The sequence below is a fragment of the Streptomyces sp. NPDC029159 genome (genome assembly GCF_055564055.1).
This window is the reverse complement of record NZ_JBVHWT010000026.1, coordinates 28081-42332: the sequence shown is the minus strand read 5'-3', so window position 1 is coordinate 42332 and position 14252 is coordinate 28081. Positions and strand designations below refer to the sequence as shown.

Here is a 14252-nt window from a genome sequence, read left to right as displayed (position 1 = left end):
AGGAGGGAGAGAGCTCCTCCGCGTCGCCCCCCCCCCCCCCCCCCCCCCCCCCCCCCCCCCCCCCCCCCCCCCCCCCCCCCCCCCCCCCCTCCCCTTCCCCCCCCCCCCCCCCCCCCCCCCCCCCCCCCCCCCCCCCCCGCGGGGAGAACGGGAGGTCAGCCGGTCCAGTCGAGGATGACCTTGCCGCCGCGGCCGCTCGCCGCGTCGGCGAAGGCCGCCTCGTGGTCGCGGTGGCCGTACCGGCCGGTGATCACCGGCGCGAGGTCGAGTCCGCCTTCGAGCAGCACCGACATCGCGTACCAGGTCTCGAACATCTCGCGGCCGTAGATGCCCTTGAGCGTGATCATCGAGGTGACGATGCGGGCCCAGTCGACGGGGAACTCGGCGGCGGGCAGGCCGAGCATGGCGATGCGGCCGCCGTGGGTCATGTTGGCGATCATGTCGCGCAGCGCCTCGGGGCGGCCGGACATCTCCAGGCCGATGTCGAAGCCCTCGCGCAGCCCGATCTCCCGCTGACCGTCGGCTATCGTCGCGCCGGCCACATTGAGCGCGAGGCTGACGCCGATCTTGCGGGCCAGCTCCAGGCGCTCCTCGCTGACGTCGGTGATCACGACGTTACGGGCCCCGGCATGCCGGGCGACGGCCGCCGCCATCAGCCCGATCGGCCCGGCGCCGGTGATCAGTACGTCCTCGCCGACCAGCGGGAACGACAGCGCGGTGTGCACGGCGTTGCCGAACGGGTCGAAGATCGCGGCGACATCGAGGTCGACGGGGACCCGGTGCACCCAGACGTTCGAGGCGGGCAGCGCGACGTACTCGGCGAACGCGCCGTCCCGGCCGACGCCCAGCCCGACGGTGGCGCGGCACAGGTGGCGACGGCCGGCCAGACAGTTGCGGCACTTGCCGCACACCAGGTGGCCCTCGCCGCTGACCCGGTCGCCGACGGCGATGTCGGTGACGTCCCGGCCGGTCTCCACGACCTCGCCGACGAACTCGTGGCCGACGATCAGCGGCGCGGCGACGGCCTGCTGCGCCCAGCCGTCCCAGTCACGGATGTGCAGATCGGTGCCGCAGATACCGGTGCGCAACACCTTGATCAGCACCTCGCCGGGCCCAAAGGCCGGCTCCGGGACGTCCCGCAGCCACAACCCGGGCTCAGCCACCTTCTTGACCAGCGCTTTCACCGAGGCGCCTCCTGTGCCGACGACGGGCCCGGGCGCACCGTGGAGCGGCGGATCCGGGCAGGAAAAACCGGCACACGGCGGCGAACGCGGAGACCGCGACCGCCCGTGGCCGGACGCCTCACAATCTGCCGTCCGACGGGCGCCGCGTCCATCGATCATTTCTTAAGCCGGGCAACAGAAGCGCTTCATCCGTCCCCTCCGGCACACGGGTCACGCGTCAGCGGGGCCACTCCGGCGCGGGGTCCTCGTCGAGCAGTGGACGCAACCCGCCCAGCACCGCCCCGATGCACACATCCCGCAGTTCGGTACGGGTGCAGGTCTCCTCGGTGAGCCAGTCGACGCAGAGCACCTGGACGAAGACCAGCCAGCTCTTGAGCACCCCCGAGACGGCCTCCCGCCGGCCCTCGGCGTACGGCAGCACGGCGAGCAACCGCTCGCGCAGCGCGTCGAGTTCGTCGGCGATGATCGTCTGGATCAGCCGGTCCCCGGCGAGGACCCGGTTGGCCGCCAGCACGGTGTTGCGGTTCTCCGCGAAGTACGCGATGTGGGCATCGAGGCCCTCGGTCAGCTGTTCCACGAGGGTGTCGGCGGGATCGACCCGCGACCGGGCGAGCAGCTGCCCGGCGGCCTGCCGGTAGAGCGCCGCGAAGAGCGCGCGTTTGCTGGAAAAGTGCTGATAGAGCAGGGCACGGGAGACGCCCGCCCGCTCGGCGACGCCCTCCATCCGCACCTCGTCGTACGGCTGCGCGGCGAACAGCTGGGCCGCGACGGCGAGGAGTTGGGCACGGCGCTCGGCGGGGCTGAGGCGCTGACGGGGCGACATGGAGCCACCTTACTTGACACGTATCTAGTAAGGGGTGACGCTGATATACACGTGTCTACTACGCGGACCCGGCCGACCGTGACGGCGCTCGGATGCCAGGTGCCGAAGGCGTGCGCCGGTACCGCCTCGACGGAGGAGATGGTGGGACATGACCCGGGCGAAGGCACTCCGCCTGCTGGCCCTCACGATGGGGTACGGCTGCGCGGCGATCGGCCTCTTCCATGTCCTGGGCGGGAACGCCGCGATCCCCGGCGCCTCCCGCGCGGGCGCGACGATCGACAGCCTCGGCCGGTTCTTCGGCGCGATCTTCACCGGTTACGGCCTGGCCTGGCTGCGGGCGACCCGGCAGACGCCGATCCCGGCGTCCTCGGTCCGCCTGCTGACCGGCGTGTTCCTGCTGGGTGCGCTCGGCCGGGTGCTCTCGGTCGCCGTGACCGGGTGGCCGCACTGGTTCCAGACGGCACTCGGCTGCCTCGAACTCGCCCTCTCCCCCTTGCTGTTCTGGCTCGCGGACGCGGAGGAGAAGGCGGCGCGACCTGCGGAGACGAAGGCCGCCGAGGCGGAGGCGTGACGGGAGGGGCGGTGGGGGCGCCCGGCGAGGGTGCGCCGCGCCGGGCCGTCGGCGCGGGCGACCGACGGGTCCTGGTGGGCAGCGCGGGCCTGCATGGCGGCGCGGGCCCGGCACCCGCACCGGTAGAGGCCGGACCGGCCCCCTCCCGGGGAGCCGGTCCGGCGTGCGGGGTGCCTCTCGGGTCAGCCGGCCAGGGCCTCGCCGTCGCCCTCCGATGACCGGGACGACTCGCCGCCGCTGCCCTGCCCCGGGGGTCGGCCGCCCTCCGTACCATCCGGGTCGCGCCGGTGCCGGGCGCCGCTGGCGGCCACTTCCCGCAGGTCCGGGGCCCCGCGGTCGTCGAGGACGATGGTCAGCGGCGTCCCGTCGGACGCGAGGGCGGTCAGGGCCTGTTCGATGCGGAGGTAGAGCGTCGTGGCGAGCGGCAGGTCCCCGTCACCGTCGTCATCGGCGGTCCGGATCCGGTGCAGGCTGATCAGGATCGCGATCAGGGAACGCCCCGACAGCGCGGCCGAGACCCGCCCCGCCCCCTCGTCGACGACCTCCGGCGGCATCCGGAAATGACGGTGCCGCCCGGCGGTGGCGGACACGAACTCCCATACGTCGCGGTGGCAGATGAGCACGGTCGACGACACCCGCGCCGCCTGGAGCAGCAGACGCCGGTGCGCCGTCCCGTCGACGGGAGCGAGGGCGACCGGTTCGCCTTCGGCCACCGAGGGCTCGCCCCCTGCCAGGGCCTCCTCGGGTGACGCCTCCTCCCCCTCCGTGCGCGCGGCGATGTCGACCACGACCTGCCGCAGGGAAGCCACCTCGTTCGCCAACTCGCCGTATTTCCGCGCGAGTTCCTCTTCCTCTCCGTGCTCCTGCCGTTCCTGTCGTTCCGCACGCGCGCGGGCGAGTTCGTCGCGCAGGGGCGCCACCGCCTCCTTGAGCGCCTCGGTGAGGGAGGTGCGCTGGGAAGGGATCAGGGAGGCTTCCTGAAGGATGGCCGCGCCGGGCGGCGCCGAGGCGGAGACCGTGGCGGGAGGGAGCGGGGCCGTGCTCATGGCGGGCGGCTCCGAGGTCGCCGCGGATACGGCCTTCTCATCGCGAGCGGCCATGGAGACGGCCGCCCGCTCGCCAGGGAGATCGGCGAGCCCGTGACCGGCGTTCGGGCGCCCGGCGCCGACGCTGGTACCGGCCTCGGCACCCCCGTCTCCCCCAGCGTCTCCAGCGTCCGGATCGGCTGACCGACCCTCGACCTCTTCCGGCGGAGCGGCCTCCTCGGAGCGTCGCGGCTCGGCCTCCCGCAGCTTCACCAACTCCTCGCGAAGATCGACGAGCAGCCCCGCCAGCCCCTTCACATCCTCTCCCAACGAGCCGAGGGCGGCCGTCACCTCCCCCCGCACATCGGCCTTCGGGGACGGGTCCGCCCCTTCGGCCTTCGTCTTCAGGGAGCCGACGTTCCGTACGACGGCGCGCAGTTCCTCGCGCACACCGGACAGCGCCTTCTGCGTGGCCTCCCCCTGCGCCACGCCGTCCAGCTTGGCCAGCACCTCCTGGTGCGCCAGCTCCTGTCCGTTCGCCAGACGCTCCACCCCCTTGCCCAGGGTGTCCCGCACGTCGTTCCCGGTGTGCACGACCGTGGTGTGCAGCATGGTCAACGCCTGGGTGATGTCTCCGCCCCTCAAGGCCAAGCCCTCCTCGCCTTTTCTTACGTTGTGTACGCGGTCGATCTCCGTCCGTACTCTCCTGGACGGCCGCCCGGGGCGAGGGCGGATCCGGGTAACTGCGCTGGTCAACGACGTGATCGCGTCCCTCTTGGCGCGATCGGCACCGGCGCGAGGGGCGCGCGCGGAGGGAGCGCGGAGGTGGACGGGCGCCGGGGACGGACGGGCGCGGCGGGGCGTGAGGTGCGGGCGGTGGCGGCACCCGGCGGGGCCCGCGCCCCGATCAGGCCGGATGCCCGGGAGGCCGTACGGCGGGCGGCGCCACCCATCCCGTCGCCCGCACGGCCTCCTGCGCAAGAGCGATCACGGTGCGCCCGTCCGTCGCCAACCGCACGGTGTCCTCGGGCGCCCGCACGTCCAGAAGGCGTGCCTTGCGGGCGCTGCCCGCAAGTGCGGCGGCCAGCTCCGAGCCGATCTCCCGTGCGGTCAGCCGTTCCCCGGTCGTGGCATCTGTGGCGGTGAGCAGCACCCGTACGAGTCGGACGTCGTCGCCCATGGCGTGCCGGAACATCGCGGCGCTCTCCGGCAGCACGCTGACGGTGTTGGTGTAGATCAGGCGGCGGTACCCCAGGGCCGCGTAGTTCGACCAGACGGCCGCGAGATTGTGTGTGGTGAGCGCGGTGCGGTGCGGGTCGCCGTCCGGCGCGGGGTGGGCCTGGCCCAGGTAGTCGCCGTCGATGATGCAGTGCCGGACCGCCGCGGCCCGCAGCTGCGCCGAGACCTCCCAGCCCACCGTGGTCTTCCCCACGCCCGCGCGCCCGCCGATGAGCAGTACCTCTGCCGTGTCCATGGCGGGCACCCTGCCACGCACCACCGGGCCGACGCAGGCGGTTTTCTCCGCGCCGCCGCCCCGGTACGGCCGAGGGCCGGAGCCCGCGCGACGGACGCACAACGTCCCGTCACCGGCTCCGGCCCTCCCTGCTCGGCCTTCGGCTCCCGGCCTTCGGTTTTCGCGCCTCGGCGGGGTCCGCTACGCCGCGCCGTTCACGGAGGTGCGGCAGTCCGGGTGGCCCCAGCCGTCCGGGTTCTTCGCGATGGATTCACCCGCGGCGTACGAGCGGCCGCAGCGGCAGCGGCCGGGGAACTTCGCCTTCAGCGTCCGGGACGAGCCGCCCCCGGCACCGCGCGTACGCGTGGCGGCGCCGCCGTTGCGGCGGACCGGCTTGGCGCGGGCGGCGGTGGGCGAGGAGGGCGGCGGTTCCGGGGAGCCCTGGGCGCTGCTCGCGGGCTCCTGGTCGGTCGCGGCGCGGCTCGCGGCGCGGTCGGCGAAGTCGTTGAGCGGGTCACCGTCCACCTGGTGTGCGGGGACGTACTGGAACGTGACGGAGCGGTCGGTCAGCAGTGCGTCGATGCGCACCACCAGCTCCTGGTTGGCGACCGGCTTGCCCGCGGCGGTCTTCCACCCCTTGCGCTTCCAGCCGGGCAACCAGGTCGTGACCGCCTTCATCGCGTACTGCGAGTCCATCCGGATTTCCAGCGGGATCTGCGGGTCGGCGTGGGTCAGCAGCCGCTCCAGAGCGGTCAGCTCGGCGACGTTGTTGGTCGCCGTGCCCAGCGGTCCGGCCTCCCAGACGGCCGGGTCGCCGGCCTCGTCGGCGATGACCCAGGCCCAGCCCGCCGGTCCCGGATTTCCCTTCGACGCCCCGTCACACGCGGCGATTACGCGTTCAGCCATGCCCCGATCATCCCAGGCCGACGGGGTGCCGGGCGCCACGCCCCCGTTCCCGGCGGCCGCCGTGACTCAGTGCGGCGGAGTGGTGGCGGGACGCCAGGACGTCAGCCGGTCGGTGGCGGTGCGGGCGCGCCAGGCGGTGAAGGCGGGATAGCCGCGGACCCCGTCGGCGACGACCGCACGGTAGACCCAGACGCCCGGCAGCGGCTCGCCCTCGGCTGCCGCCGCCTCCTTGATCGCGAGGATCGCGTCCCGCGTCTCCTCGGTCAGCGCCGCGCGCAGCGGCTCGACCAGGTCGGCGGCCCGGGGGCCCGGGTGGTCGTCGGCCAGCCACCACATGTCGATCTGCCAGGTGTCGCCGGACTCCGCCTCGTAGTCCAGGCGCCAGTACAGCCCCTGGTCGGGCAGGTCGAGGGCGTTGGTGAACCGCAACCGGCGTACGCCCGGCAGCTCGGCGCAGGGCGCGAGGGCGGCGAAGCCCCGGGCGGCGGACGGGACCGGGGAGTAGATCTCCAGATCGATGTCCGGTTCGACGACGAGATCCAGCGCCACCGACCCGACCACCACCGGCCGTCCGAGGGGCCGCCAGCGGTCGACCAGGCCGAGCGTGCCGAGGATGTCGAGGGCGGTGGCACGGCGGCGGGCGGCGCGGTCACGGCGGGCGACGGCTTCCGGGGCGGGCATACGCCGAGCCTATGCGGCCGCGTCGCCGACCGTCGCGAGAACCGGAGAGAAGGCCCGGTGGCGGCCCGCGTCCCGGCCGCGGGGCCGCCACCGGTGTATACGGGGCGGTGGCGCGGAGGCCCCGGCCGGGCCCGTCGCGTTCGCCGGTCCGCCCCACCCGCGCGGGCCGCCCGCTCGTGCCCGTACGGGCCTGGTCCGGGCCCGCCCGGAGCGGCGTCCGCTACGGGCGGAAGGTCTCCAACAGGCGGGGTGGTGCGGCCTGTTGCCAGGAGTCGGTCAGGATGTCGCGGAGCTCCGCCTCGTCGTCCAGGGCGGCGAGGCGGACGCGCACCCAGTGGGAGCCGGCCTCGTGCGGCGGGACCCAGAACTTCTCCGGCTCCGCCGCGATCAGCTCCGCGCGCTCGTGCATCGGGCAGCGGACGGCGAACGACGTCTCGTCGTCCGGCACGGTGACGAACATCTTCCCGGCGACCCGAAAGGTCGGCATCCCCCACGCCAGCCGCTCCTCCGTACCGGGGAACGAGAGCGCGATACGGCGTACGTCGTCGGAGTCGGGCGGGGACTGGGCATCGGTCATGGTCCGAGGTTACGAGGGCGGCGCGGAGGTCCGCACGACGGGAGGCCGCCGCCCGCGCGGGTGGCGTACGGGCCCCGGAATCGGTCCAGTTGTGCGCAGGTGGACCGGGCCGCGGCCGCGCGCACCGGCCTAGCGTGACGGCGAACCGGAGAATGGAGCCCCCATGCACCCTCGTCTCGCCGACGATCTCGCCGACCTGCCCGCCCTGCTGGACGCCGCGCGGGAACGCGCCGTGACCTTCCTGGACGGAGTGGCCGAGCGGCCGGTGATCCCGGCCTGGCAGCCGCCGCCGGAGGTCCCGCTGCCGGAGTCCGGGGCGGGGCTGCGGGCGGCGCTGGCGGAGTTCGGTGACCACTGGGAGCCTGGCCTGTCGGGGAGCGCGGGGCCTCGGTACCTGGGGTTCGTGACGGGCGGGGCGACGCCCGCGGCGCTGGCCGGTGACTGGCTGACCGCCACCGCCGACCAGAACTCCAACACCTCGCTGGACGGCACGGGCCAGGTGCTGGAGCGGCGGACGGTGGCCTGGCTGCGGCAGCTGTTCGGTCTGTCGGACGCGCACGCGGGGACGTTCGTGAGCGGGGCGACGATGTCGAACACCGTCGGCCTCGCGGTGGCCCGCGAATGGCTCGGCGAGCGGCGCGGTGTCTCCCCGGCGCGCAGCGGGGTGGCGGCGCTCGGTCCCGTACGGGTGCTGTCGGGGGCCGCGCACGCGAGCGTGACCAAGGGGCTGTCGGTGCTGGGGCTCGGGCACGACGCGCTGGTGGCGGTGGGGACGCTGCCGGGGCGGGAGGCCGTCGATCTCGCGGCGCTGGAGCGGGAGTTGGCCGCGCACGACGGGCCGTGCATCGTGGTGGCGAACGCCGGGACGGTCAACACCGTCGACTTCGACGATCTGACGGCCATCGCCGCGCTGCGCGACCGCTACGGATTCTGGCTGCACGTCGACGCCGCGTTCGGCGCGTTCGCCGCCCTCTCCCCCGCGTCGGCGCCTCTGGTGGCCGGGCTGGATCTGGCGGACTCGGTCTGCGTGGACCTGCACAAGTGGCTCAATGTGCCGTACGACAGCGCGGTGCAGTTCACCCGGCGGCCGGATCTGCAGGCGGAGGTGTTCCGCAGCGCCGCGGCGTACCTGGGGCCGCTGGGCGCGGACCCGGACCTCGTCCATCTGACGCCGGAGAACTCGCACCGGCTGCGGGCGCTCGCCGCGTGGTTCACCCTGCGGGCCTACGGGCGGGAGGGGTACCGGGAGATCGTCGAGCGATGTGTGGCCGGGGCCCGGGCCCTGGGGCGGGCGGTGGAGGCGGCGCCGGAGCTGCGGTTGCTGGCGCCGGTGCGGCTGAACGTCGTCTGCTTCACGCTGGCCGGCGAACCGACGGAGCAGTCGCTGCGGGCGCTCGCGGACGCGGTCTCCCCCGAGGCGTTCATGACGCCGACGGTGTACGACGGCACCCCCGCGCTGCGGGCGGCGTTCAGCAACTGGCGTACCGGTGAGGCGGATGTGGCCCGGATCGCGGCGGCGCTGGAGGCGGCGGCCCGGAAGGTGACGGCCCAGCAGGCGTGAACACACGGCCCCGGGCCCCGGGCGGGCGCCGGGGAGGAGACGTCCGGTCGGCAGGAGGCGCCCGGCCGGCCGGAGGCAGGTGACGAGGCGGGGGCCCGCGGACCGGCGGGCCCCCGCCTCTCGGCAGTTCCCCGCACCGCGGCGAGCCGCCGGGTCCGCGGCGCCCGCCCACCGCGCCCCACGTCGGCGCACAGCCGCGAGCAGCCGGCGGCCGCGGCGAGCCCGGCGCGTCACCTCGTGGACGGCTTCGTCAGTCATGCTCCCGACCGTAACGCCGGGGTCTGACAACGGCGTTCGGCCCGGCGAGGTCGCCGAACGGTGATCGGCGGGTGCCGCGAGCGGCTAGACTTGCTGGATACAAGCAATATGCCGGGTCGGCCGACGTGCGCCGACGCACTTTCGCAAGGATTCATCATGAGCAAGGGGACGGTCCCCCCTGTCGGCCACCCGGACCAGCGGGTCACCGCCGTCTCCGGACTGGACGAGGCCGCCACCGGACTGGGGTCGGAAATCGTGCGGTTCACGCGGCTGATCGCGGCGTGGAAACAGCGCGCGAAGAACGACGCGAGCGCCGCCGACCGGGTGTTGCTGGCCCGGCTGGTGATCGGCGGCGACCGACGGGCGACCGACCTGGCCGCCGACGCGTTCCTGGACCTGTCGACGGTCAGCCGTCAGGTACGGGCGCTGGTCGACCGGGGTCTGGTCGAGCGGCGCCCCGACCCGGACGACGGGCGGGTCACCCTGCTGAGCGCCACCCCGTCCGGCCGGGACACCTTCGAGCACTACCGGCGTCAGCGCGACGCCGAACTGGCCAGGCTGCTGGAGCCATGGACGCCGCAGGACCGGGCGGACCTGATCCGGCTGCTGGGCCGCCTCAACAACGACTTGGTGGAACACCAACACGCGCGACCGTGCTCCGGGGGAGACCAGGGCAGCGCCGCGCAACAGGGAGAGCACCGCGCATGAGCACATCCACCTCCCCACCCACGGCGGGGGCCAAGGCGATACCGGGGACAGGTGTCCTCACCCACCGTCAGATATTGACCATCCTCAGCGGCCTCATGCTGGGGATGTTTCTGGCGGCGCTCGACCAGACCATTGTCAGTACGTCGATCCGGACCATCGCCGACGACCTGCACGGCCTGAGCCAGCAGGCGTGGGCGACCACCGCTTATCTGATCACCTCGACGATCTCGACTCCGCTGTACGGCAAGCTGTCCGACCTGCACGGACGGAAGCCGTACTACCTGACGGCGATCAGCGTCTTCGTCGTCGGCTCGGTGGCCTGCACCTTCTCCACCTCGATGACCGAACTCGCGGCGTTCCGCGCGGTGCAGGGCCTGGGCGCCGGCGGTCTGATGTCGCTGGCGCTGGCCATCATCGGTGACATCGTCCCGCCCCGCGAACGGGCCCGCTACCAGGGCTACATGCTGGGCACCTTCGCCACCTCCAGCGTGGCGGGCCCGCTGATCGGCGGCGCGCTGGCCGGTCAGGAGCATCTGCTGGGGATCACCGGCTGGCGCTGGGTGTTCCTGGTGAACGTGCCGATCGGCATCGTCGCGCTGTTCGTCGTCGCGAAGGTCCTCAACATCCCGCACACCCGGCGCGACCACCGCATCGACTGGTGGGGCGCGCTGACCATCGCGATCGGTGTCGTCCCGCTGCTGCTCGTCGCCGAACAGGGCCGCGAGTGGGGCTGGGGGTCGAACACCTCGATCGCCTGTTATGTCATCGGCGGCCTCGGCATCATCGCGTGGATCTTCGTCGAGCGGTGGATCGGGGACGATGCGCTGATCCCGATGCGGCTCTTCCGCAACAGCACGTTCAGCATGACGAGCCTGCTGTCCGTGCTGATCGGTATGGGGATGTTCGGCGGGATGCTGATGATCCCGCAGTACCTCCAGATCGTGAAGGGCGCGAGCCCCACCCGCTCTGGCCTGGAGATGCTGCCGCTGATGGCGGGCATGCTGATCGCCTCCGTCGCCTGCGGTCAGATCACCGCGAAGACCGGCCGCTACAAGATCTTCCCGATCTTCGGTACGGCGCTGATGGTCGCGGCGATGCTGCTCTTCCACTTCCGGGTCCAGTGGGACACGGCACTGTGGGAGACCATGATCTACATGCTCGTCTTCGGCCTGGGGCTGGGCGGTTGCATGCAGACGCTGGTGCTGGCGGTGCAGAACGCCGTGCCGCCGCGGGACATGGGCGTGGCGACCGCGTCGTCGACGTTCTTCCGGCAGATGGGTGCCACCGCCGGTACCGCGATCTTCCTGTCGGTGCTGTTCAGCACCGTCGGCGACAAGATCGCGGACGCGTTCGGCTCGGCCGTGCGCACCGAGCGTTTCCAGGCGGCGCTGCACGATCCGAAGGTCCTCCAGGACCCGGCCAACAAGCCGGTCCTGGACATGCTCAAGGCGCCCGGGGGCGGCGGGAACTCCTCCGGTGTGCTCAGCGACTCGTCGTTCATCCAGCATCTGGACCCGCGGCTGGCCGAGCCGTTCAAGCGCGGCTTCGCCGACTCGATGCACACGGTCTTCCTGATGGGCGCGATCGTCGTCGCGGTGGCGTTCCTGCTGGTGCTGTTCGTCAAGGAGGTGCCGCTGCGGCAGATCTCCGGTCTGCAGGCGCGCGCCCAGGCCGACGCGGAGGCCGCCGGAGCCGCCGGTGAGGCCGGTGCGGACGCGGGCGCCGTGGCGCAGGCCGAGGTCACCACCGCGGAGGCGGCGCCGGCCGAGGCCGTGCCGCCCGCGCCCGTGGACCTGTCGGGCCCCGGTGTCACCGGCACCGTGCACGACGGCGGCGGCGCCCCGGTGGCGCAGGCCGTGGTCACGCTGATCGATGTCGGCGGACGGCAGTTGGGCCGGACCGCCACCGGGGACGACGGCCGCTTCGCGCTGGCCGCGCCGGGCGCCGGGACGTATGTCCTGATCGGCTCGGCGGGTGCTCGGCAGCCGCAGGCGGCGACGGTCGTGGTGGCGGATGAGCCGGTGCGGTTCGACATGGCGCTCGGCGGTGCGGCCGGGCTCTCCGGCGAGGTCGTCGCGGATCTGGACAGCGCTCCGCTGCCGGGCGCGCTGGTCGTCGCCACGGATGTCCGCGGTGAGGTCGTGGCGTCCGGTATCGCCGGTGCGGACGGCGGCTTCGCCTTCGGGGAACTGGCGCAGGGCGGATACACCCTCGCGGTCAGCGCCGAGGGCCACCGCCCGGCCGCCCTCCCGGTGGAGGTCACCTCCGGCGGCCGCAACCGCTACGAGATCCGGCTGACGCCCGGCGCCCGCATCCGGGGCACGGTGCGGTCCGCGCACCACGGGCCGCTGGGCGACGCCCGGGTGACGCTGCTGGACCCGGCGGGCAACGTCGTGGGGACGGCGACGACCGGCGGTGACGGCGCATACGTCTTCACCGACCTCGACCAGGGCACCTACACGGTGATCGCCAGCGGCTATCCGCCGGTCGCCACGCCGCTGCGGGTGGACACCGACGGACACACCGAGTTGGACATCGACCTCGGTCACGACACGGTCGGCTGACCGGTCGCCGACGGGACTCCGGGCCCGGCTCCTGCTCCAGGGGCCGGGCCCGTTCCTGTCCGCGGCCCGCCGCCCACGCCGCGCCGCGCGGCAGCGCCCCTCCGGTGCGCTTTCACGCTCCGTACCCCTCCACCGACACGCAGAGCACACGAAACCCACCCCAAACACCCACCCTTTGTGGCCATTAAGTCACTCTCTGTGTAACGTCGAAGGGTGACCTCCGAGTTCCGGTCCGGTGCGGTCGGTCACCACTTGTCAGTCATCCGTCGTCTGTCGCGGCCTCCCGCACGGTGCGGGAGGTCTTACGAGTTCCCGTGGAGGGCATATGAAGAGCGGCATCGTGAAGTGGTTCAACGCGGAGAAGGGGTACGGCTTCATCCAGCAGGACGGCGGCGGCCCCGACGTCTTCGCCCATTACTCCCACATCAACGCCACCGGTTTCCGGGAGCTGCGGGAGGGCCAGCTCGTCTCCTTCGACGTCACCGAGGGCCACAAGGGCCCGCAGGCCGAGAACATCGTGGTCAACACTGTCGACGCCTGATCCGCCGCCCGGCCCCTCCTCTCCAGGGCCCGTCGCCGCCCCGCTCCCGGGAGGAGCGGGGCGGATCCGCGTCGGGCGGCGCGCCGGTCCGGCCGTCAGCCGGCCGTGAACTGCGCGAGGTACTCCTCGTACGGCTCGATCCCGGCCTCGGCGCGCAGCGCGTCGACGCGGTCGGGCTCCGCACAGGGCCAGGGCACCGGCGCCCCGTCACGGACCCCGGCGATCTGGGTGGCGCAGAGCTGCTCGCGCCCCTCGTTCACCCGCACCCGGTCACGTAGGAAAGCCAGTTCCCGGGGCCCGGCGGCGCCATCGGCCACCGCCTGTTCCAGCAGCTCCAGCGCCCGGCGCTGCACATCGAGCTGGCGGTCCGCGTGCTGCGCCAGCAGCCAGGCGGCGCGGGCGGCCGCCGGACCGACCCGGTCCGCGGTGGGCCAGCCGAACTCGTCCATGATGCGGCGCAGCCGGTCCCCGTGCTCCGCGGTGAGACGGTGCCAGGCCAGCCGTTCGGCGGGGTCCTCGCTGTTGGCGCACGGTCCGGTCCGTGCGTCGTCCTCGGCCATGGCGATCAGTTCGGCACGCAGCTCGTCGACGGGGGAAGAAGGCATGGGCGTAAAGCTCCTCGGGCTGGGTGATCACGGTGACGGCGCGCTCGTACGCGCCGGGCACGGCACACCGCGCCGACGGGTGCGCGGCGGCCTGCGGTGGCCGGCCGCGATCGTGGCGTGAGGGTGGCGGTGGTGGCACCACGCTACGGGCGCGACCGGCGGCAAAGATCACCTTCGGGGACGGTGACAGCGGCCCCCACCGCCGGAGAGACTGGAGAAGTCCCGCCGGGCCCGCCGCATTTCGGCGCCGCTGCCGGGGACACCCCGCGCACCGTCAACCGCGCGCTCCCCCGCCGCACGCCCCCGCCCCCGTTCTCCGTACGGCCCCGGCCGCCTCGACGCGCTCGGCCGGTGGCGTGCGATGGAAGAATGCGGTTCCACGGCCCAGGGAAAGGTGAGCAGGGTGGAATCTCCAGTTCCGAGCGTGCTGTGCGATGTCGGCGCGCTCGCCGCGGACGCCTCGGGCGGTGCCGCGGTGCGGTGGAAGCTGGCCGAGTCCGGGCGCCAGCTCGACGCCAATGTCGTCCATCTGACGGCCGGGCAGCGCGTGGCCGCCCACACCGAACCGGATCTGGACGTTCTCCTCCTCGTCCTGGCCGGGGACGGCACCCTGGAGTCCGCCGGTCCGGACGAGCCGCTGGCCGCGGGCGGGCTGGTGTGGCTGCCGCACGGCTCCACCCGCGCCCTCGTGGCGGGCGCGGCGGGCCTGTCGTACCTCACCGTGCACCGCCGCCGCCCCGGGATGCGGATCGGCAGCCGCCCCCCGAGCGCGGCAGGCCCGGCCACCGGCTGACA

Annotated in this window: 15 protein-coding genes; 7 read left to right on the top strand and 8 right to left on the bottom strand. The window is 73.6% G+C overall.

The window, feature by feature from the left end; all coding sequences use genetic code 11:
• Window positions 1–155: 155 nt before the first annotated feature.
• Window positions 156–1184 (bottom strand): L-threonine 3-dehydrogenase, encoded by a 1029-nt coding sequence (gene tdh / locus ACZ4U4_RS30485; RefSeq protein ID WP_467881071.1) that lies wholly within the window; start codon window positions 1182–1184, stop codon window positions 156–158.
• Window positions 1185–1401: 217 nt separating this feature from the next.
• Entirely contained in the window at window positions 1402–2007 is a 606-nt protein-coding gene (locus ACZ4U4_RS30480; protein ID WP_467881069.1) for a TetR/AcrR family transcriptional regulator, read from the bottom strand.
• Between the two features lie 148 nt (window positions 2008–2155).
• Here ACZ4U4_RS30480 and ACZ4U4_RS30475 point away from each other — a divergent pair, with 148 nt between their 5' ends.
• Window positions 2156–2578 (top strand): DUF4345 domain-containing protein, encoded by a 423-nt coding sequence (locus ACZ4U4_RS30475; protein ID WP_467881067.1) that lies wholly within the window; start codon window positions 2156–2158, stop codon window positions 2576–2578.
• A 182-nt stretch (window positions 2579–2760) separates the two neighbouring features.
• On the opposite strand, the gene ACZ4U4_RS30470 is transcribed toward ACZ4U4_RS30475, so the two are convergent.
• From ACZ4U4_RS30470 to ACZ4U4_RS30450, 5 genes are all read right to left on the bottom strand, one after another.
• On the bottom strand, window positions 2761–4248 hold the full coding sequence (locus tag ACZ4U4_RS30470) for a hypothetical protein (RefSeq protein ID WP_467881065.1): 1488 nt from the start codon (window positions 4246–4248) through the stop codon (window positions 2761–2763).
• A gap of 262 nt (window positions 4249–4510) precedes the next feature.
• Window positions 4511–5077: a nucleoside/nucleotide kinase family protein gene (locus ACZ4U4_RS30465; protein ID WP_467881062.1), complete on the bottom strand. Its 567-nt coding sequence runs from the start codon at window positions 5075–5077 to the stop codon at window positions 4511–4513.
• A 180-nt stretch (window positions 5078–5257) separates the two neighbouring features.
• On the bottom strand, window positions 5258–5962 hold the full coding sequence (locus ACZ4U4_RS30460) for a ribonuclease H family protein (RefSeq protein ID WP_467881059.1): 705 nt from the start codon (window positions 5960–5962) through the stop codon (window positions 5258–5260).
• Between the two features lie 66 nt (window positions 5963–6028).
• Complete coding sequence (locus ACZ4U4_RS30455) at window positions 6029–6643, bottom strand: hypothetical protein (protein WP_467881056.1); 615 nt, start codon at window positions 6641–6643, stop codon at window positions 6029–6031.
• 220 nt (window positions 6644–6863) lie between these two features.
• Window positions 6864–7220, bottom strand: a complete 357-nt coding sequence (locus ACZ4U4_RS30450) for an MmcQ/YjbR family DNA-binding protein (RefSeq protein ID WP_467881053.1) — start codon at window positions 7218–7220, stop codon at window positions 6864–6866.
• Between the two features lie 163 nt (window positions 7221–7383).
• Here ACZ4U4_RS30450 and ACZ4U4_RS30445 point away from each other — a divergent pair, with 163 nt between their 5' ends.
• From ACZ4U4_RS30445 to ACZ4U4_RS30430, 4 genes are all read left to right on the top strand, one after another.
• Window positions 7384–8781 carry a pyridoxal phosphate-dependent decarboxylase family protein gene (locus ACZ4U4_RS30445; RefSeq protein ID WP_467881051.1) on the top strand — a complete coding sequence of 466 codons (1398 nt, stop codon included), beginning with the start codon at window positions 7384–7386 and terminating at the stop codon, window positions 8779–8781.
• Window positions 8782–9195: 414 nt separating this feature from the next.
• Window positions 9196–9747, top strand: a complete 552-nt coding sequence (locus tag ACZ4U4_RS30440; protein WP_467881048.1) for a MarR family winged helix-turn-helix transcriptional regulator — start codon at window positions 9196–9198, stop codon at window positions 9745–9747.
• On the top strand, window positions 9744–12311 hold the full coding sequence (locus tag ACZ4U4_RS30435; RefSeq protein WP_467881046.1) for an MFS transporter: 2568 nt from the start codon (window positions 9744–9746) through the stop codon (window positions 12309–12311). Before ACZ4U4_RS30440 ends, ACZ4U4_RS30435 begins: the two co-directional genes overlap by 4 nt.
• 325 nt (window positions 12312–12636) lie before the next feature.
• A complete protein-coding gene (locus ACZ4U4_RS30430) occupies window positions 12637–12852 on the top strand; it encodes a cold-shock protein (protein WP_030282575.1) in 216 nt (71 codons plus the stop codon).
• Between the two features lie 95 nt (window positions 12853–12947).
• Here the strand turns inward: ACZ4U4_RS30430 and ACZ4U4_RS30425 are convergent, their stop codons facing one another.
• Complete coding sequence (locus tag ACZ4U4_RS30425) at window positions 12948–13457, bottom strand: DUF6624 domain-containing protein (protein ID WP_467881043.1); 510 nt, start codon at window positions 13455–13457, stop codon at window positions 12948–12950.
• Between ACZ4U4_RS30425 and ACZ4U4_RS30420 the strand changes: the two genes are divergently transcribed.
• Complete coding sequence (locus tag ACZ4U4_RS30420; protein WP_467881040.1) at window positions 13456–13578, top strand: hypothetical protein; 123 nt, start codon at window positions 13456–13458, stop codon at window positions 13576–13578. The two genes, ACZ4U4_RS30425 and ACZ4U4_RS30420, sit on opposite strands and share 2 nt — an antisense overlap.
• 282 nt (window positions 13579–13860) lie before the next feature.
• On the top strand, window positions 13861–14250 hold the full coding sequence (locus tag ACZ4U4_RS30415) for a hypothetical protein (RefSeq protein ID WP_467881037.1): 390 nt from the start codon (window positions 13861–13863) through the stop codon (window positions 14248–14250).
• The last annotated feature ends 2 nt before the right edge of the window (window positions 14251–14252 follow it).